At 63.0% G+C, this 19,682-nt stretch carries 20 protein-coding genes and 1 pseudogene; 2 read left to right on the top strand and 19 right to left on the bottom strand.

From position 1 onward, the window contains the following. Positions 1 to 470 precede the first annotated feature (470 nt). The 16 genes from DID99_RS34185 to DID99_RS34110 all read right to left on the bottom strand — a co-directional run bounded on the left by DID99_RS34185 (position 471) and on the right by DID99_RS34110 (position 15,313). A complete protein-coding gene (locus DID99_RS34185) occupies positions 471 to 659 on the bottom strand; it encodes a hypothetical protein (protein WP_124668499.1) in 189 nt (62 codons plus the stop codon). A 61-nt stretch (positions 660 to 720) separates the two neighbouring features. Further along, positions 721 to 1,905, bottom strand: a complete 1,185-nt coding sequence (locus tag DID99_RS34180) for an acetyl-CoA C-acyltransferase (RefSeq protein ID WP_124668498.1) — start codon at positions 1,903 to 1,905, stop codon at positions 721 to 723. Positions 1,906 to 2,063: 158 nt separating this feature from the next. Beyond that, positions 2,064 to 2,249 (bottom strand): rubredoxin, encoded by a 186-nt coding sequence (locus DID99_RS34175; RefSeq protein WP_124668497.1) that lies wholly within the window; start codon positions 2,247 to 2,249, stop codon positions 2,064 to 2,066. Further along, the gene (locus tag DID99_RS34170) at positions 2,246 to 3,169 is read right to left on the bottom strand and encodes an alpha/beta fold hydrolase (RefSeq protein ID WP_124668496.1); all 924 of its coding nucleotides are present in this window, start codon (positions 3,167 to 3,169) and stop codon (positions 2,246 to 2,248) included. Before DID99_RS34170 ends, DID99_RS34175 begins: the two co-directional genes overlap by 4 nt. Beyond that, positions 3,169 to 4,266, bottom strand: coding sequence for a fatty acid desaturase (locus tag DID99_RS34165; protein WP_124668495.1), 1,098 nt, complete (start codon positions 4,264 to 4,266; stop codon positions 3,169 to 3,171). The genes DID99_RS34170 and DID99_RS34165 overlap by 1 nt, the downstream gene beginning before the upstream one ends. 13 nt (positions 4,267 to 4,279) lie before the next feature. Then, on the bottom strand, positions 4,280 to 4,600 hold the full coding sequence (locus tag DID99_RS34160) for an acyl carrier protein (RefSeq protein WP_124668494.1): 321 nt from the start codon (positions 4,598 to 4,600) through the stop codon (positions 4,280 to 4,282). Positions 4,601 to 4,652: 52 nt separating this feature from the next. Beyond that, positions 4,653 to 5,636: an acyl-CoA desaturase gene (locus DID99_RS34155; protein ID WP_124668493.1), complete on the bottom strand. Its 984-nt coding sequence runs from the start codon at positions 5,634 to 5,636 to the stop codon at positions 4,653 to 4,655. Positions 5,637 to 5,661: 25 nt separating this feature from the next. Continuing rightward, complete coding sequence (locus tag DID99_RS34150) at positions 5,662 to 6,621, bottom strand: acyl-CoA desaturase (protein WP_124668492.1); 960 nt, start codon at positions 6,619 to 6,621, stop codon at positions 5,662 to 5,664. Positions 6,622 to 6,681: 60 nt separating this feature from the next. Then, positions 6,682 to 8,430, bottom strand: coding sequence for a fatty acyl-AMP ligase (locus DID99_RS34145; RefSeq protein WP_260444756.1), 1,749 nt, complete (start codon positions 8,428 to 8,430; stop codon positions 6,682 to 6,684). A 66-nt stretch (positions 8,431 to 8,496) separates the two neighbouring features. Further along, entirely contained in the window at positions 8,497 to 8,871 is a 375-nt protein-coding gene (locus DID99_RS34140; protein WP_260444755.1) for a hypothetical protein, read from the bottom strand. Positions 8,872 to 9,038: 167 nt separating this feature from the next. Continuing rightward, entirely contained in the window at positions 9,039 to 9,869 is an 831-nt protein-coding gene (locus DID99_RS34135; RefSeq protein WP_260444754.1) for a hypothetical protein, read from the bottom strand. A 68-nt stretch (positions 9,870 to 9,937) separates the two neighbouring features. Beyond that, positions 9,938 to 10,942 (bottom strand): aromatic ring-hydroxylating dioxygenase subunit alpha, encoded by a 1,005-nt coding sequence (locus DID99_RS34130; RefSeq protein ID WP_124668490.1) that lies wholly within the window; start codon positions 10,940 to 10,942, stop codon positions 9,938 to 9,940. An 80-nt stretch (positions 10,943 to 11,022) separates the two neighbouring features. After that, positions 11,023 to 12,105 carry a fatty acid desaturase gene (locus DID99_RS34125; protein WP_124668489.1) on the bottom strand — a complete coding sequence of 361 codons (1,083 nt, stop codon included), beginning with the start codon at positions 12,103 to 12,105 and terminating at the stop codon, positions 11,023 to 11,025. Positions 12,106 to 12,418: 313 nt separating this feature from the next. Then, positions 12,419 to 13,711: a beta-ketoacyl-ACP synthase II gene (gene fabF, locus DID99_RS34120; RefSeq protein ID WP_124668488.1), complete on the bottom strand. Its 1,293-nt coding sequence runs from the start codon at positions 13,709 to 13,711 to the stop codon at positions 12,419 to 12,421. 177 nt (positions 13,712 to 13,888) lie between these two features. Beyond that, on the bottom strand, positions 13,889 to 14,530 hold the full coding sequence (locus tag DID99_RS34115) for an acyl-homoserine-lactone synthase (RefSeq protein WP_124668487.1): 642 nt from the start codon (positions 14,528 to 14,530) through the stop codon (positions 13,889 to 13,891). Between the two features lie 399 nt (positions 14,531 to 14,929). Then, positions 14,930 to 15,313, bottom strand: coding sequence for a DUF4902 domain-containing protein (locus DID99_RS34110; RefSeq protein ID WP_124668486.1), 384 nt, complete (start codon positions 15,311 to 15,313; stop codon positions 14,930 to 14,932). Positions 15,314 to 15,894: 581 nt separating this feature from the next. Here DID99_RS34110 and DID99_RS34105 point away from each other — a divergent pair. Together DID99_RS34105 and DID99_RS34095 are read left to right on the top strand one after the other, a co-directional pair. After that, positions 15,895 to 16,557, top strand: coding sequence for a LuxR family transcriptional regulator (locus DID99_RS34105; protein ID WP_260444753.1), 663 nt, complete (start codon positions 15,895 to 15,897; stop codon positions 16,555 to 16,557). Between the two features lie 411 nt (positions 16,558 to 16,968). Continuing rightward, complete coding sequence (locus DID99_RS34095) at positions 16,969 to 17,733, top strand: SDR family oxidoreductase (RefSeq protein WP_124668483.1); 765 nt, start codon at positions 16,969 to 16,971, stop codon at positions 17,731 to 17,733. Positions 17,734 to 17,882: 149 nt separating this feature from the next. Here the strand turns inward: DID99_RS34095 and DID99_RS34090 are convergent. The 3 genes and pseudogenes from DID99_RS34090 to DID99_RS34080 all read right to left on the bottom strand — a co-directional run. After that, a pseudogene (locus DID99_RS34090) lies at positions 17,883 to 18,270 on the bottom strand (transposase); the annotation flags it as partial. Between the two features lie 168 nt (positions 18,271 to 18,438). Continuing rightward, complete coding sequence (locus DID99_RS34085; RefSeq protein ID WP_124668482.1) at positions 18,439 to 19,242, bottom strand: transglutaminase family protein; 804 nt, start codon at positions 19,240 to 19,242, stop codon at positions 18,439 to 18,441. An 8-nt stretch (positions 19,243 to 19,250) separates the two neighbouring features. Next, positions 19,251 to 19,682: alpha-E domain-containing protein (locus DID99_RS34080; RefSeq protein WP_148094688.1), on the bottom strand; the 432-nt coding region annotated here is incomplete at its 5' end.

Genomic DNA, 19,682 nt, shown 5'->3' with positions numbered 1-19,682 from the left:
CTCTCCTGACGTCCTTAAAGTCAGGCGTCAGGTTACGCAATCGCTCCCAAACCCTCCACGGTTTCCTGCGATGAACCATTTTTTAAGCTTGCCGGTGGAGGACATCCGCGTTCCTCGCGCAGGATCTTGGCTGAACCCGATGAGAATTCGTCGGAACTCGGTGGTGCTGCTCAATCATTGGCGGCTATACGATGGACGCGATACTTCCTCGTCCCATGCAATTTGCATGGTTCGTTAGCCCCGGCAAGTTTCACGGCCATTGTCGGGGCCTTTTTTGATTTCAGTTCCTGTCCCATTCGCTCGCCGACGCGGCCATGCCGACCTCTGATCGGCTGTCGCGGAGCGCGACGGCGAGATGGCTGGCGCACGACTGGATCGGCCCGCATCCAGCGTACGCTCCGCCGCGCCGCCGCCCTTGCTCCGGCCCGCCACACCAATCGACACGCAATGGAGGCACGAACAATGGCGAGCTATTCAATCGGAGGGGATATTCCCTTCCCGACATAGCAGGCAATCGCCTCCAGCATGCCGAGGTCGAGGTCTTGCACGTGGTCGGCACCGAAATAGGTCAGCCACTTGTGCGCAAGCTCCGTCTGCGTTGTCGTGTGCCCGGTGGCGGCAAGGGCATACAGGTTTTCCAGTGCTGAACGCTGATCCATGTCTTCTCCGTGGATGCCGATGGTCGGAACGTTGCCGGCCGCTCTCGGTATCAGGACGCCGTCAGACGGCTTCCAGGGCGAGGGCGATGCCCTGACCGCCGCCAATGCACAAAGTCACGATGCCGCGCTTCACGCCATCACGACGCATCGAATGCGCAAGACGGGCCGTCAAGACGGCACCGGTCGCACCAATGGCATGACCGTGCGCGATCGCTCCGCCTTCGACATTCACCCGCTGCTCGTCGATGCCGAGCTCCCGAATGACCGCGATCGGCACGGCGGCAAAAGCCTCGTTGATCTCGAAACGCTCCACGTCGTTCAACGACCATCCGGCGCGCGCGAGCGCCATCTTGACTGCCGGCACGGGCCCGAGTCCGAACATGCCCGGCTCGACAGCACCCACGCCGTAGGAAACGAGCGTTGCGATCGGCTCGATTCCACGTGCCTCGGCATACTGTCGCTCCGCCACGACCATCGCCGCCGCGCCGCTGTTCAATCCCGGCGCATTGCCGGCCGTGATGGTGCCGTCGGACCGGAACGCGGGTTTCAATTTGGCAAGCGACTCGATCGTCGTGTCCGGTCGCACCTGCTCGTCACGCTCGAATCTGACGGGTTGTTTCCGCCCCTCGATATCGACCGCGACAAGCTCGGCGTCGAACGCCCCGCGCCCTTGAGCCTGCGCGAAGCGCTTCTGCGAACGTTCCGCCCAACGGTCCTGCTGCTCGCGCGTCATTCCCATCCTCGCAACGAGATCTTCCGTATGCCATCCGGAATGGCGGTTGGAAAACGCGTCGACGAGGCCGTCCGCGAGCATGCTGTCGACGATCTCGGCATTCCCCATGCGATGACCCCATCGACCACTTTCCAGCAGATACGGGGCACGGTCCATGTTTTCCATGCCACCCGCCACCGCGACCTCACCGAATCCAAGCCAGATTTCCTGGGCCGCACTCACGATGGCCTGAGCACCCGAGCCGCACACGCGATTCACCGTCAGCGCAGGCACGTCCACCGGAATGCCGCCCTTGACGGCTGCCTGACGCGCGGGATTCATCTTGTTGCCGGCCTGAATGACGTTGCCCATCACGACCGAAGCCAACGCTGCCGGATCGACCTTGCTGCGGCGGACCGCTTCGCGCACTGCGACTGCGCCCAGCGCCGTCGCGGCAACGTCCTTCAACGCACCGCCAAACGCCCCGATGGGCGTTCTTACAGGACTGCAGATCACTACTTGTCGAGCAACCATTTTCAACACTCCATTCAAAGTTCAGTTCCGCGTGAACGGACGCCACCGTACCGGCGCGACCTGCCTGCCGAAAGGCATGCGACTACGCACTACGTGCCGGCGACCACCTCGCGACCCACGGGCTGCCTGCGTGCGGGGCAGGCACCGCAGGGATCGCGTCAGATCGACACCATTTCGAAATCTTCCTTGCCGACGCCGCACTCCGGACACTTCCATTTCGCGGGAATGTCTTCCCAGCGCGTACCCGGCGCAATGCCGTCGTCCGGCGCACCGTTTTCTTCCGAGTAAATCCAGCCGCACACCAGACACATCAATGTGCGCATCTCCGTTGCTGTCGTGCTCATCTCGCCAACTCTCCAAAATTCGACATCTGTCGCGTCACAAATTCGCGCACCTGCTCGCGTACCCTCGCATCCGACAGGATCCGCCCATGCCCCGTGCCCGGCGCCGGCCACAGGGTCGCGTCGGGCAGCCCCGCCACGACCCGCTGTGCCTCGCAGTACGGCACCACGGGATCGGCCGGATCGTGCACGACCAGCACCGGGACATCGAGCGACGCGCCGCGCGCGAGAATGTCCCAGTGGCTGACCGGCACGCCGTTGCGGAGCTGCAGCTCCGCATAGATGCGCTCGACCACCGGACGCGGGAACGCCATGTCGCGGCTCGCCCAGCGCTCCAGCACCTCGGTCAGCGCGCCCGTCGGCGCGATCAGCACGATGCAGCGCAACGACGCACGGCGCGAGCGCTCCGCGAGCGCCGAGATCGCCGCGATCGACCCGAGCGAATGCGCGATCACCACTTGCGCGCCTTCGATCGCATCCAGCACCGCGCCCGTCGCCCGGGTGAACTGCGTCATCGTCGTATGCTTGCCCGGCGAACGGCCGTGCGCCGGTGCGTCGAACGTCGCCACCGAGAAGCCCAGCGCCTGCATCGGCTTCACGAAGCCCAGCATGCTGCTGCTGTCGGTGCCCCAGCCGTGCACGAGCAGCGCCCGCGCCGCGCCGCCCTCCCAGTAATACGCCCGGTCGAGGTCCGCATTGCCCTCGATCGGCGTCACCTTCGCGCCGAGCGGTACACGATCGCTGACAGGCAGCCCGTAGCCGCGCGTGAAGCCGAACGCGTCTGCCGCGCGCCGCCCCGCGGCGCGCGGCGCGAAGGTGTTCAGCAACCGGAACGCGCGACGGCCGAGCCGCACGCGCAACGATGGCGCCTTCGCCGTCCGCCGTGTGATCGGCGAGACTTCGGTGTCCTTCACGGTCGCCATCACCGGCCCTCCGTCGCCGCGCGCGCGCCGACGGGCACTGCCTCCCGGGACAGGCTCCGGTAATAGCCTGACTCGGTGTCGTAGAAGTGGCAGTGACGGATCACGTGCCACAGATCGCCGAACGTGAAGTCCTTTTCGCGGATCATCCCCGGAAACGCTTCCTTGAGCGCCGCCTGCGCCTTCGGCAGGTTGTAGAACGGCACGATCGGCGCGACGTGGTGCGCCGTGTGCACCGAAATGTTGTGAGTCATGAAGTGCAGCCACTTCGGATACCGGTAGTCGGTCGTCACCAGCAGGCGACTCGCGTTCGGCGTCCAGTGCTGCGAGGGCAGGAACGGGATGTCGTCCGACGTGTGGTGCATCAGCGTCGTGGCGCTGAACCACGCATGAATCATGAGCCATGGCGCGACGAAGTACAGGAACAGGCCCGTGATGCCGGTGAAGTAGATCAGCGCCGGAAAATAGAGCGCCGACACGATCGCCACGAAGCCGATCGAGCGCTTCACGTCGCGTCGCATCTCGCGCTTCGGATAGAAGCCGGGACGGAAACCCGATTCCTTCCAGTAGCTCACCGTGCCCACCCAGAACAGCCACTTGCGGGTACCGGCGTACTCGAGGCGCTTGAGCAGCGACATGCGGTCGTAAAGCGGCGCGGGAATCGGCCGCCAGTCGGTGTCGAGCTCGAGGTTGTTGGTGTTCGCGTGGTGCAGGTTGTGCGTGTGGCGCCAGGCGTGGAACGGATACAGCAGCGGCAGAAGCGACAGGTGCCCGATCACCAGGTTGAACCGACGCGAGCGGGAGAACGAGTTGTGCCCGCAATCGTGCGCGATACAATGCAATCCCCAGCCGCCCAGACCTGCGACGAGCCACAACGGAATGTAGAGCAGCCAGTGCGGCGCATACGCAATGCCGACGATCGCCCCGATGTACGCCGCATAGCTCACCACGAAGCCGAGAACGCCGCGCCACGCACGCGGCTCGTACAGCGACTTCGGGATCGCGTCGGTCAGCCGCACGCCCTCGAGCGCCTTGGACTTCTGCAGGAATTCGTCGAAACGCGCGGGCGGCGCGCTCGGAACGGTGTAAGTTTTCGCCATGTCGATCTCCCGCTTATGCAGCCTGCAGACCGAGCTCGGTCGAGAGGTGGTGCGCCAACTCGTTGATGCTGTTGTATTCGAACAGCAGCGCCGGGGACAGCCGCTGCTCGACGACCTTCTCCAGATCGCCCGACACCTGCACCGCGACGATCGAATCGAGCCCGTACTCGTCGAAGCGCTTGGCGGGATCGATGGCCGCCCGGTCCACCTTCAACTGCTTGGCGAGCCGGTCGACCAGCCAGCTGCGGATCGACGCTTCCGTCAGCGGGCCGACGTCGGCGGCCACCGCTTTCTTGCGGCCGAACAGGCCGCCCAGGAATCCAGCTTCAGACATGATGAATGATCCTTCTATACAAGGGTGTTGAACGAAATCACGACGGCAACTTTCAATACGGTTTCTTCGCGAGCTTGCGGATCGCCTCCGGCCCCGGCAAGCGCAGGTCCCAGACGACGCCCACCTTGCCGAGCGTCCAGAGCACCCACGCGCTGAGATCCGGCTCGTACCACTTCACCGAGTGGCGATACGACGCGGGGAACGCGTGGTGGTTGTTCTGCAGGCCTTCGCCGAACGTGAGCACGGCGACCGTCCAGTTGTTCGCGCTGTTGTCGTCGGTCTTGAACGGCCGTCCGCCGAACATGTGGCAAATCGAACCCACGCACCACGCGGCCTGATTGGCCAGGAATATTCGCGCGAAGCCGCCGAACAGCAGGCCGTTCCACGCGCCGTGCCAGGAGCCGCTGACGGCGCCGCCGATCGCGGCGGGCAGCACGAGGCCGAGCACGATCCACCAGGCGTAGGTGCGGTGATAGAAAAACAGGCGGCGATCGCGCAACACGTCCGGGGCAAAGAACGTCCAGCCCGATACGTCCGGGGCCAGCATCCACGGCATGTGCGCGTACCAGAGGCCGCGCAGCTTCGCGAACAGGCCCGCGCCGGCCTGGTTCGGCGAATGCGGATCGCCCTTCTGGTCGCTGTACAGGTGATGACGGCGATGCGTCGTCACCCAGAACATGATCGGTCCTTGCGCAGCCATCGAACCGCAGATCAGCAGCAGCCCCTCGAACCACTTCGATGTCCGGAACGTCTTGTGCGCAAGATACCGATGGAAACCCATCGTGATCCCGCCCATGTGCAGAAAATAGAACACCGCGAACAGCACGAGATCGGTGACGGCGAAGTCACCCAGCGCGAGTTGACGCACCGCCAGCGCGAACCCGGCAAGCGGCACCAGCATCACGGCCAAGGCGGTATAGCGTTTGACGCGCGCACCACTGCCCTTTAGCGGCGAAACGCCGGGGATCTGCCCGTCGGCGGCCGACAGCCCGCCCGCGGCAGTCACGCCGGGTGCAACCTGAATCGATGAGTTCATAGGATTCTCCAAACGCTAATGAGGATTACGGCGAGATTGACGGAGCCGCGGCGCCGCGCTTCGGGGCATAGCGCACCTCCGTGACAAGACCCAGCGCGTCGAGCAGGCGGATGATCCACGCGGAGGGATCGAGCTGCCAGAACGCGTGATCGTTGTTGGCGAAGGCCGGCTGCGCGTGATGGTTGTTGTGCCATGCGCCGCCCACCGAAACGATCGCGAGCAGGCCCAGGTTGCGGCTGTGGTCGCGCGTCGCGTGCGGACGGGTGCCGATGGTGTGGCACAGCGAATTGACGGCCCAGGTCGACTGATCGAGCAGGAAGATCCGCGCGAGTCCGCCCCACAGGAAGCCGCCGGCGGCCCCGAGCCAGGCCTGCCCCGCGGGTGCGAGCAACGCGCCCGCGAGCGCGGGAATCGCGAGGCCGAGCAGCACCCACCACCCGTAGCGCAGATTGAGATTGACGATCAGGCGGTCGCGCAGCAGATCCGCGGCATACGCGCTCCAGTTCTCGCGGCGCACCGTGAACAGCCAGCCCACGTGGCCGTGCCAAAGTCCCGCGAACCGGCTCAGCTTGCCGTGCCGGTTCGCCCGCGGGCGCGGCGAATGAGGATCGCCGTCCTGATCGGTGAACGCGTGATGCATCCGATGCGTGGCCGCCCAGAACAGGATCGGCCCCTGGGCGGCCATGCTGCCGAGCACGCCGAGCATCACGGTAACGGCCGGTCGCCCCTTGAACGAGCGGTGCGAGAAATACCGGTGCATGCCGGTTTCGACGCCGATCGCGGTCGAGAAATACATGACCGCCAGCAGCACGAAGTCGGTTGCGCGCACCCCGTATATCCACGTGTAGGCAATCGCCAGTGCGAAACCGAGCGCGGGTATGCCCACGGTCAGATAAGCGAGCCGGCGTGCGCGCACGTCGGTGTCGGCTTCCGCCGCAAAGGCGGCCGCCGGTGTTCGCGAAGACAAAGAATCCGCTTCAGCCATGACTGACTCCGAAGAAAGACAGCGACAATGAAAATCGAGGATGCAGTTCGTGCGAACCGCTTACGCGCGCGCCTCGAGCATGCTCAAGCTGCCTTGCTGGAACGCTTGCTTGCACGCTTGCCGGCGCACCTTGCCGCTCGTGGTGAGCGGAATCGCGCCGGTCGGCCCAAGGTGCACCACCGTCGGCGCAACCCCGTGGTCGCGCGTGACCGCCAGCGTGATTGCTGCTCGCACCTCGCGCATTTGGTCCGGACTCAGACGGCGCGAGCGCTTGAGTTCCGCGACGATGACGAGCGACTCCCTGGCGCCGCCGTCGATCGAAAACGCCACCACGCCGTTCGTGCGAATCGCCTCGTGCGCCGATTGCACCGACTCCTCGATGTCGGTCGGATAGAGATTGCGTCCGGCGACGATTACGACGTCCTTGATCCGGCCCGTCACGAACAGCTCGCCGCGTTCCAGAAAGCCGAGGTCCCCGGTGCGCAGGTAACGGTTCGAATCGTCGTCGCCGTCTCCGTCGCCGATCGCCGCCGCGAAGATGTCGTCGCTGTCCGCGCGGTTCAGATAGCCGGCTGCGACGTTCGGGCCGCTGAACCAGATTTCGCCGATCGCCCGCTCCGGCAGCACGCGCTTCGTCTCGGGATCGACGATCAGCAGCCGATGGCCGACCGCCACCGGCCCGCAGCCGACCAGCGTGGTGCGTGCGCGCACGTCGGATTCCGGGTTGTGCGGCATGCACAGGCCGCGAGCAAGCGCATCCTTGTCGACCTCGATCAGCGTGACCGGCGAACGGCCCACTTTGCCGGATACGTAGAGCGTCGCCTCCGCCATTCCGTAGCAGGGCACCACGGCACGGCGCTCGAAGCCGTGCCGGCCGAAGCGCGCGAAGAAGCGTTCGAGCGTCGCGTGGTTCACCGGCTCGGCGCCGCAAAATACGTGCTGCAGCGAGCTGAGATCGAGCGTGGCCGCTTCTTCTTCGCTGATGTTGTCGACGCACAGGTCGAACGCGAAATTCGGTGCGACGCTCGTGGTCACGCGGTAGTCGGTGATCGCCTTGAGCCAGCGATACGGACGCTGGACGAAATGCTGCGGCGACAGGATCACGAGCGGAAAGCCGCTGAACACTGCGAGCAGCAGCGCGCCCATCAACCCCATGTCGTGATACGGCGGCAGCCACGTACAGCCGACGCGGTCCTGGTCGATGCCGAGCCGTTCGGCGATCACCGCGCAGTTGCTGACGAGATTCTCGTGCGTGACGACCACGCCCTTGGGCTCGCCCGTCGATCCCGACGTGTACTGGAGCAGCGCTGGCCGATCCAGGCCGACACCCTGCTCCGGCAAGTTCCGGACGTCATCCGCCGATGCTTCGATATCGTCGAAGGTGCTTTCGTCGATCGTCAGCAACGCAGGCGCGGCACGCTGGCCGCCGTACAGCGCGTCGAGCTGTGGCTGCAGCGAGCGGTGAAGCTTGCCGGCAATGACCACGTCGGGATCGGCGTCGCGGCAGATCGATGCGAAGCGTGCAACCGCGCGAGAGCCGACAGGGGGAAACGAAGGCACCGCGGTGGCGCCCGCCAGCAGGATCCCGAACAGCGCGGCGACGTAGCTCAGACCGGGTTCAAGCAGCAGCAATACGCGTCGTTCGTGCAGCGCGTGCTGCAGCACCCTGTCGCGCATCTGGATGGCAGCGGCAGCGAGCTGGCCATATGACCAGCTCACGACATCGTCCTCGCCGTCGCGAAGAAAATGGAATGCGATCCGCTCCGGCGTTTGCTCGGCACGCTCTCGAAGAATATCGAGCAGGGACAAGGTCCTGCGCTCCGCCGGCAGGGCGGAAGGGGGAAGGCTACCGGCCATCATGAGACCCTCGGATTGTCAGTTTTGTTTTGATGAAAATTTCATGCGCGAACAGGCGCTGAACGCCACGCGGCCATGAATGCGCCGCCGCGGGGGCAAGCGCTCTCGGTCGCGTATCCACCGGCGCGCCCGAGATGCGGTGGCCAGGTCGAGCGCAATCCGCAGGTAGCAAACGGCATGGAATCCGGCCAGGCGCACTATCGCGTTACCTGTTATCGCGACCGTCAGCGCCACGCCGAACACCGCCCCCATCTGGCGTATCGCCTGGTTCACGGCAGAGCCCAAGTCGAATCGCGCCGGCGGCAGATGCGCAACGTCGGCCGCCGACAGCGAAGGCGTGACCATGCCCACGACCAGCCCGGTGAGCAGCGCCCCCGGAAGCCATGCGTGCACATAGTCAGGATCGACCCCGGTACCAGCGCCAACCAGATGCCCGCCGCCGTGGATATCAGGCTCCGGTCACCAGCAGACGAGGAACACCGCCACACTTGCGATACGGGAAACCGGCCACGGCGAGATCGAACTCGACTGCGCGTACAAAGCGGGCGCGCGGCGTCCGTTCATGTACTTTCGCCAAGCTGAGGCGGCGTCACGCCGTCGCCCGATTCGGATTCGAAATACGACGCATCGAGAAACGGGAGCGTTCGCTCCCGCATCCGCGCTTGAAACAGCGCAACGACGGGCCAAGGACGCATCGCCATTGCCATGACCTTGGCATTCCGGGCATCTTCCCAGTGGATGACGTTCGCCACTTCCAGCGGCAACCCGCCGACCTCCCCTGTCCAGAGGCTCAGCGTCGTGGCACCGGCCGACAGACGCGGCCCGCTCGCGCGGCCCCCGTAGACCGCGATCGAGTGGCCGCAAACGCGTTCGACGTCGGCGCGGCCACGAATCGGCTTGCAGGCCACCGGACTGGTCATAAACATCTCGTCGGCGAGGCCGAACGGCAACTTGGCGTCCAGTACTTCGTCGTCGGGTATCGGCGGCAACGCGGTATCGATCTCCGGCGGCAGCGTCCACGCGTCGGCGTCGACGAGATCGCGACTCGCGTCGTACAGCGCCCGGCGAACCGGCGCGGGAAACGAGCCGAGGAAGATGTCGACCTGTACGCGTTTGCCTGACCGGCGCGCCACCGTCACGCCGCGAATCTGGCGGTCCTTGAAGCGGCCGTGCCATTCGCGCGCGCCGATATCGGCGCCGCTCCACGCATGTTTCGGCTCGACCTCGGAGAAGATGCTCCCGGCCGCAGCCGCGAGGCGCTCGACCCGGCCGCGACCGACGATTTCTCCGAACGTCATCGGATGCCGCAAACCCACCTCGTCCTGCTCCGACGTCTCGAGTTCGCGCAGCAACTCGTCGACATAGAGACCGGCGTGTCCTTGGTGATTCATCGTCGTTTCCTTCCCCGTCATCGTCGTTTGTGCGTCTGCATGCGGCAGGCTTGCCGTCTCGCCCTGCGTCATACGGCCGCCCGAATGGATGCGTTCGCGCCCATTCGCTCCAATATCCGCCGCGCGGCAAACGCCGGTCGATCGAGCTGGATGTCGATCATCGGCGCCGTCGGGCTCCAGTTCGCCTGAAGGCTTTCCGCGACGTCCTTGTCCTCCATGACCGTCGCGAACACTTCCTTCGCGGTGAATTCGGTAAACCGATGGTTGTCGACGTCGAAATCGCGGTGCATGCCCACGAAGACATGAGTCGTGGCGTCCGTGGCGGGCGTGAAGATCGTCGTCGTGTAGACGTGGAAGACCTGGCCGCTGGCATCGTCACAGGCGTGGGCCCTCGTTTCGACCCGCGTGTTGCCGATGGGCCAGTAAACGACCTCCTGGAAGCGGTCGATGTAGTCGAGCTTCAGGATATGGGTGTAGAGCGGCGGCGTCTTCTCGCGGCGCAGGTAGCGGCGCACGCGCACTTCGTCGTCGTTGATCACGATTTCGGGCGGCGTCTCGACGATGTCGAGCGAACCCAGCGTCTTCGCATGCACGAAGGCGGCGTGCGAGATGTCGAGAATGTTGTCGATGCCGAACAGGTAGCTACAGGCGATGGTGCAGTAGCTCATCGTCCCCGCAAGCTCGGGTGCCGAACACACCCAATGGTTCGGGATCGTCGCCTCGTCGGCCTGGTTCGGCTCGCCGGCCCACAGCCAGATCAAGCCGTATTTCTCGACAGCAGGGAACGTCCGCACGCGTGCGCCCTTCGGGATCGTGCTCTGGCTCGGAATACTGACGCACACGCCCGAGCAGTCGTACCTGAGCCCGTGGTACCAGCACTGGATCTCGTCGCCGACAACGCGTCCCCGCGACAGCGGAACCTGTCGATGCGGGCATCGATCCTCGAGCGCGACGATCTGGTTCGCCGACGTACGGTACATGACGATCTTCTGGTTCAGGATCGTCCGGGCAAAGGGCTCCCTCTGGACTTCCGCGGAAAGTGCTGCTGCGTACCACGCATTCTCGATGAACATTGTTCCTCACTTTGCTACATGGGCGGCGTTGTGACACACCCGACGCGAACGCGAGCGGGCGTATGCCTTCTGGATCGTTTCTACTTGCGCACGACGGCGACCAACGCGTCTTCGTCCCGGGTCTCCGCCGCGGACGCTTCGCGATCGAGACGACCCTCTGCCATCTGCTCGAGGAAGTCGTCGGTCGCGGACTGCAGATTGACGCAGGGATACTGGAAGCGCCCCGTCGTATAACGCAGCGCGCCAAGGAACGACGGCTCGACCGGCGCGCCTGCCGCCTCGAGCAGCCCATGCGACGCCAGGTACGCGTGGAGCGCGGGCAACCGGTAACACGGCACCGCCGGATACTGGTGGTGTTCAAGATGGAAGTTGCTGCCGAAGAACAGCGCGGTATAGATCGGCGACGTATAGCTGCGACTATCGCGATATCGCCCCGGCACGGTATCCGTGTGCTCGATGTACGCGCGGATGGTGCTGAACACGTACACCCCGATATACGGAATCAGCATGACCGTGAAACCGAGCCACAACGAGCGATGCCAGATGAACCCGTAGGCCGTCACCGCGCACAGGTTCAGCGCGATGTTGATCCGGGAGATCCAGCGCATTTCGCGCTGGCTGAAGGGCAAACGCGTGTTCTCCGGCCAGGGCAGACCGGCCGCCATGCGCACGGCGTTCTTCGTGTAGATCCGCACGCCCCTGGAGCGCGCGAGAAAGAAGCGCGACCAGAAGGTGCGGTACTGCGAATAGATCTGGACATCCGGGTCGATGTCCTGACCGGTGAAGCGATGGTGCTTCCAGTGGGTCATGCTGAATCCCACGATCAGGAAGCCGGGCACCAGCGACGAGCAGATGAGCGACAGCGCGGCGCTCACGTACTTGTTACGATGCAGGTTCGTGTGCATCCCCTCATGCCCGACGAAGGTCAGCAGGTGCATGCCGTGCCCGCCGATCAAGCCCAGGACGATCGCCATCGCGATACGGGCTGGCGTCGACGCCGGTATATCGACGATGGCGAACGCCACCGCGGCCGGGATCAGGAAGAATGCGAGCGCGTGCGCCAGATAGAGGATCGTGGCGACGGAACTGATCCGATGAAAGTGTCGCGGCAGCTTGAGCCGCGAGAATGCGACGTCGCTGTCCAACGGGGCTTCGATGGTCATAGCCTCTCTCCTCGGCTTACGCGGCGCAGGGCCGGTGATTGGCGGACGTGCGCCGCCACGGCTTGAAAGCCAGAACGCGCGTACCTGCGCGCCAGATGAATCGCGAGCGCGGCGCTCGCGCAGCTGGCACCTGCGATGACGGTGTCTAACACTGAAAGATTCCCTTTGGATAACGACTGGAACTCGGATTGCACATGACGCGACTCGCCATCGAACCGATGGAGCGCCGTCGGCGCCATGGTATGGCGCCGAAGGCCAACGATTCGTGATATTTACGAAATCAGGAGCGTGTTCGAACCAGGTGGGTGTGCAGTCAATGCGACCCTGCTGATCTATCCGGCGGGTAGCGTTTAAACAGCACAGATGCATTGACGCCGCCAAACCCGAACCCGTTGGACAGTGCAATTTCGACGGGAACGCGCCGCGCGGAAGGCCCGATCAGGTCAAGTCCGGCCGCGGCTTCGTCGGGGTGCTCGAGATTCAGCGTTCCGGGCAACACGCCATCCCGGAGCGCGAGAATGGAAAACGCCGCTTCGATGGCGCCCGCCGCCCCGAGCAAATGCCCGGTTGCCGACTTGGTCGAGGAAATCGCCGGGCCTGCGCCCACGCCGAAGACAGTCTTCAGCGCCTCGATTTCGCCGGCGTCGCCGACCGGCGTCGATGTCGCATGCGCATTGACGTAGTCGACCTGCTCCGGGGCGATTTCGCCCATCGCCAGGGCCAGCTTCATCGCCCGCATCGCGCCGGATCCGTCGTCGGGACCGGCGGTCATGTGATAGGCGTCCGCCGTGGTTCCGTACCCGATGATTTCCGCGATCGGTCGGGCGCCACGTGCGAGGGCATGGTCCAGGGACTCGACCACGAGCATGGCCGCCCCCTCGCCCATGACAAATCCGTCACGATCGCGGTCGAACGGGCGCGAAGCGCGAATCGGCTGATCGCCGAAGCCGGTCGACAACGCTCGCGCCGCCGCGAATCCGCCCAGGCTGACCTTGTCGAATGCGGCTTCGGCACCGCCCGCCAGCACGACATCGGCCTCACCGGTCCGGATCATGCGCATCGCATCGCCGATCGCCTGCACGCTCGCCGCACAGGCCGTCACCGGACAGCCGAGGGGCCCACGGAACTGATGCTTGATCGAAATCTGGCCGGCCGCCAGATTCGAGAGAAAGAACGGAATGGTAAACGGCGACAACCGCCGCACGCCACGCGTCTCGCCGATCCTGACCGCCTCCGCCAGCCCGGGAAACCCACCGATGCCCGACGCTACGACCGTCGCTGTCCGCTCGCGCTGATGCTCGGCTTGCGGAGCCCATCCGGCTTCCGTGAGCGCCTCGTCTGCAGCGACCATCGCCATCTGGATGAAGCGGTCCATCTTCCTCAGTTCCTTGTTCGGCACCGAGAGTTCCGGATCGAAACCGCCGTCGGGATCGTCGGCCTTCCCCTGGACGGTCCCGCCGACCTTGGCGGACAGTTCACCGACGATGTCGTCACCGAGCCGGCGAAGCCCGGAGCCGCCTCCGATCAGGCGCTGCCACACCAATTCCTTACCGCAACCCAGCGGGGACACAATGCCAATACCGGTTACCACCACTCGAAGCGTCATTTCACCTTCCCCTCACGGACCAGGACCAGCTGACCCACATCGTTAAAGCCGTTCATCTTCAGGCACACCTTTAGTAATGCTGTATTGCGCCGAGCCACTTCAGGAGAGAGCCGGAGCCGCCCGACTCGCGGCGGACCCTGGACCTTCCCGATGCGCGTCGCGAATTCGCTGCGCTCGTCAGAACGCGTGCGACACGTGCGCACTGCGCGACATGTTGAGCGGCACACCGTACTCCAACGCGTCGAGGTTCAGCGCTGCGCGCGTTTGTCGATCTATCTCGATCCAGAACGGCAAGGTCGGCTTGCCTTCGATCATTTGCGGCGGCGCAGCGCGATGCACATTGACCCCCATGCGCTTCAGAAGCCGTTCGTTGCCGAGCACGGAGAATGCAATGAGACGGTCGGCGCCATGCGCGTGCGCGACACGGACGATTTCGGACATCAGGGAGCGCGTGTTTTGCCACGATTCTTCCGCCGTCAACGACTCGCCGCTCGGCATGCTCATCGCGAAGCGCGACAGTTCCCACACATTGCGCGTACTGGGAAGGGAGGCACCGCCCATCAAATCCGGAAAAACCTCACCCAGCAGATAAGGCTCGTCGGTCGGCAACAACCGGCCGCAACCGACGATTTCGTCGCTGCGGTCGAAAGCGACGACATAAAGGGTGTCCGCGTGATCGAAGTCGTCAAATTCGATGCCATCGTCGGTAGGCAACGACCAGCCGAGTTCCTGTATGAAGACCTTATGCCGAAACTTCGCAAGTCGATACATCGTCTCGCGACTCAAATCAGCGCTTTTTCCCGACAATAAAGTCAGCATCGCGAATGCCCTCTCTCTTATCTTCAGAATTGTTAGGCGCGATTGGACCCGAAATTGAAAAGACAAAAAAGCTGCCCGAATGGGCAGGGGGGCAGGCGTCTGGACGAGACTCGTCGCGCCGAGTGCGACGGGACACTGCGACGGACAAACGGGGGTTCGGAATTCAACCGGCGATCGCAACGCGAGTCGGTCGGAGGGACCGGCCGGCGCGCGCTTGATCAATGGCGGCTCGAAGCAACCATCCCGAGCCGCGGCGTCATGGCGTAAATGATGGTAGCGGTCATAGCGCCATTGCCAGGCCGATCCGGTAAGTCAACGGAAATTGGCGGCAGCGCGGCACACGGAATTTGGCACGACGCGCAGGCATTTTTAATCTGGTTATATTCACTGAACACGAAATCAGTGACCGGCGAAGATGGCCGATTCAAGTTCGCGTTGACGCGTTCCCGAGCACAGCCAGTTCTGGATCAACTCTTGGCTGTATTGCGCGCCGTAATCGTCACCGTTCATGTTGAGAAGCATGACGTTGCTGCTGACGTCGTCCTTCCCGACCTTCACCTCAGACTGGCCCACGGCCACATGCCATACGCAGCCTACGCTCACGGCCGGCCGCGTTTCGGTACAGACCAGTTCATAGTAGCCGGCATTGACGGCGCTAATGCCCTCGCCCCATAAATCATGCAACAAGTTCAGGGCTTGCTGGCACATATGTTGATGGAAGCGCAGCGCGTAGAACGCGGGCAAAGTCAATCGTACGTATCCGTCGTTCAGTTTTTTAGGCATGTCCGTTCTCTAGATGTGGCACCTGTTAAAATTGATACCGCATAGTTTGGCAAGATTCGCGGCGACCGGCTAGGCGCGCGCCCTTCCAACGCTCGCGGCGTGCCTGCTTGTGATTTGCGATAGCCGGTAGATCACGCGCCTGTTTTTTACGAATATCACAGATCACCCGGAGAACACCATCGCATTATCAAGATAACGTACGACCCCGTGAGCGGTGATTGCCCGACGGTGCTCGGTCATTGTGCAATTCCAGGATTTTCGGACTCGTCGCAATTTTCGGTATCGAAACCTGGCTGATGTACGAATACGCATGCCGACATGCAAATTCCCCAACTCAATCGGTCAATGGCGAGCGCGGACGTCACCTCGAAATCCGCCGCCGGATAACAATTCAGCACCCGACACCATGCTTGCCGCTCGATATCTAAAATATTGACGACGATCCTTGAATAATTTATAAAAAATCGATCAGCGCACCAACCACGAAATACAGCCCCTTTAGGGACAAGATTGACCAAAAAGGTAATGATATGCAGGCCTGGAGAGAGAAGTATCTGAATGGATACGCCGAGGCAAAATCCGTGGCTGACGTGTTTCTGGAGTTCACGGCAGACGTGCGAGCACTTGGATTCGAGTACTGTTCGTTCGGTCTGCGCGTTCCGTTGCCGGTGAGTCATCCGCGGTTCATGCTGCAGTCCAACTATCCGGAGACGTGGGTCGAGCGCTATGTGAGCCAAAACTATTTTGCCGTCGATCCGACGGTCCGGCATGGGCTCAGTCAACTGACACCCCTGATCTGGCGTGCCGACAGCCAGACACAAAACGTCGAATTCTGGGACGAAGCGGAGCACTTCGGTTTGCGCCACGGCTGGTGCATGCCATCCATCAGCCGCACCGGGGCGATCGGACTCGTGACCATGGTGCGATCGGGCGAGCCGATCGAGGAGAGTGAACTCGCGGAAAAGGGATACCAGATGTCATGGCTCGCGAACACCGCCAACTGCGCGATGAGCATGCATCTGCTCGCGCAGCTTGCGCCCGAATATGCCGTCGAGTTGACGGCACGCGAGCGCGAGGCGTTGCAATGGTGCGCCGCGGGGAAAACCTACTCCGAGATTGGCAAGATCATGTCTGTCGACGAGCGGACCGTGAAATTTCACCTCGTCAATGCGATGCGCAAATTGAATTCGGCCAACAAGACCGAGGCCGCGGTCAAGGCGGCAATGCTGGGGCTCTTGTTCTGACGTCATTTGCTTCGTCGCTCAGGAATCTCGCGTACCACTGCCAGCAAACCTTCGTCCCATTGAATGAGCGTGCCGTAGCAGTCGAACGTCAGCCATCGCGGCCGTGACCCGCCTGCGCACCCATACAGTCGGTAGATCGGCTTGGGCGAGCGCCACCTGCATGGCATTGCCAAAATCAAGGTCGTCTTCAATCAGGAGTAGTCCCTCTCGGGGGCTGCGACTCGCGTTTCTCTGCGTTCTGCAAAGAAAAGCAAGAGGTCTGTTCAAAATCGCTTGAGACGGTTTTTTGCGTTCCTGGCGAGCAGTTAGCCACAGAAAATTCCGCCCGAATTCAATAGCAAGAAGCGGAGTGCTCGTGCGTCGAGATGTGACCAAACTAACAACTGACCAATCCGAACATGAGAAAAGACAATGAACGTGCTTGCAAACAAGGTCGCCATCATCACCGGCGCCAGTTCCGGAATTGGACGCGCGACCGCGTTGCTTTTCGCTCGCGAGGGCGCAGCAGTGGTAGTTGGCGCCCGTCGTAAGGCCGAGTTGGAAAGTCTTGTGACGGAAATCACCGCACAAAGAGGAACGGCGATATACGTCGCGGGCGACGTCACGGATGAGACATATGCGCGAACTCTCGTTCAGGCGGCCGTTGACCGCTTCGGGGGCCTGGACATTGCGTTCAACAACGCGGGGACGCTTGGCGAAATGGGTCCCACGCCACAAATATCCGAGACGGGTTGGCGCGAAACGATTGACACCAATCTCACAAGTGCGTTCCTCGGTGCGAAGCATCAGATCCCCGCGATGATGCTTCGTGGCTCCGGAAGCATCATCTTTACTTCGACTTTTGTTGGATACACTGTCGGCTTCCCCGGCGTCGCAGCCTACGCCGCCAGCAAGGCAGGATTGATCGGGCTGACCCAGTCACTCGCCGCGGAGTTTGGACCGAAGGCCATTCGCGTCAACGCAATTCTTCCTGGCGGAGTCGACACCCCCATGGGGCGCACAATGAGTGCGTCGCCCGAAGCAATGGTTCACGTGGCGGGACTACACGCTCTCAAACGTATTGCTACGCCGGAGGAACTTGCGCAGTCGGTGCTCTACATGGCTTCCAGCGCCTCTTCATTCATGACCGGCGGGGCACTGCTGGTTGATGGAGGGGTATCGATCAATCGCACCTGATGTCCGAGCATGGGCCGCTTCGAACAACCCGGGAACGAATTCAGCAACTTCGACGTGAACGCATCGGCCCGGCGGATCGCCGTCGCGGTGATCGGCGCGGGCACGTCGGCTGGATCGACGTGGAGAGGCCCGGTCGGCGTCTACGAGGTGTGGTGCTTGGAATCGGGTCGCGCACGATCTGTGGGGCTCGGGCCAGTTTTTCGCCCGCACCGACGACGAATCGACGGTGGCGTGCGAGAGGTCGATCTGGCCAGTCGCGCACAACTTGTCGAGCCGCAATTCGTGCGGTTGGTCCCATACGCCGGCCTTTTGCCTGTCGCTCAATCGCCGCCAGCAAGTGGCGCCCGAGCCGAAACCCAGCCGAGTCGGAAAATGATTTTGGCGGATGCCTGTCTCGAACACGAACAGGATGCCGTTGAGCGCCGCAAGATCTGGCACGCGCGGACGGCCGGGATCGCTCTTCGCACGAGGCTTCGCGACTGGCAGCAATGGTTCGATCAGTTTCCACAAGTCATCGTCAATGATCCGCGCTTCCATCCCTGGGCTTCCGTTGTTTCGCCAAATCCGCAGCGCGATACGCTGGATAGCCCCGCTACTTGCCACTGCTGCCGCCTCGCAATGCCTACCACCACGCCCAGCCCGCTTTGCGGATTCGCCGGGTCGTTTGCGTCCTCGGTGCGAGTACTGAAATTTCCGTCGATAGACTCACCGGGCCGACAGCGTGACCGCAATCTCCGCGGTCAGCGTTTCGGCGCCCGAGTTCCGGATGCAGGTGACCGGCGCGGCGCCGCAAGCGTCGAAGCCAGTCGCCAGTTTCACGTAGTGTTCGTCGGGACAGAGATTGTTCGCCGGATCGAAGCCGATCCAACCGAGATGGTCGACGTAGACTTCAGCCCACGCATGACCAATTGCCTGGATTCTGTCGTCGTCGCCTATCAGATAGCCCGAAGCGAAGCGCGCGGGAATGCCGAGCCGACGCGCCACGGCGATGAATACATGAGCATGGTCGCGACAGGTCCCGTGGGAACTGATCCACGCAGCTTCTGCATCGGTGGCGTCATCGCAATTCTCCGGCCCGGGCGCGAGACGATCGTGCACGATGTCCATCAACTCGTGTAGTTGCTGAAGACGGTTTTGCGTGCTCTTCAGGGCGGAGGCAAGCTCCATCAGCGAGTCTCCGGGGCGCGTGAGAGGCGACTCGCGCAGGAACAGCCACGGATTCGTACGATCGTCTGCAGTGCCGAGCACCCCATCCTTGTTGTGCGTCGTCACTTCTCCGCGTGAAACGATGACAATTTCCTTGTGGTCGTTCGGGCGACACACAAGGTCGACATGGTTGCCGAATCCGTCGATGTACGACAATGCCGGCTGCATGTCGTTTGCAAGCAATTCCCAGTGCCCGACCGTCTGACCGGGATTCGACGACGGTCGCAGTCGAAGGCGCTGCAATGCCAGCTGCAACCGGTCGTCGACGGTATAACGCAGGGTATGGGTGATCCCGATATGCATTGCAGTGCTCAATCGAAGTTGTAGGCCTGGGCGATTTCGAGCCCAAGTCGCTGGTTGCGTCGAATGAATCCGGTCAGAAACTCGTGCAGGCCGCTCTTGAAGACTCGTTCGATCGTACTGTCGGAAAGCATCGTGAGCGTCTGTGCGGCGGTGCCGTGGCACGCGTGAGCGATGCCATGCTCTTTCATGAGCAAGTTGAGACTCGACATGACGCGTCCGTAGCAATAGCGCAGCGAGCGCGGCATGCGGCCGTTCAGGACCAGGTAGTCCGCAATGTTCAGCGGCTTGTACTGCACACCGTACACCCAGCGGTACGAGTTGTTTGCCTCGACCGACCGCAGGATCGATTCCCAGTGGTTGGTATCGAGGATCGTGCCCACGTGCGACACCGACGGCAGCAGCAGGTGGTATTTCACGTCGAGGATCCGCGCGGTGTTGTC

Source organism: Burkholderia sp. Bp8986, from assembly GCF_003854225.1.
Lineage (GTDB): Bacteria > Pseudomonadota > Gammaproteobacteria > Burkholderiales > Burkholderiaceae > Burkholderia.
The sequence above is the reverse complement of the archived record's forward strand: the minus strand, read 5'-3'. Positions and strand labels throughout refer to the sequence as shown.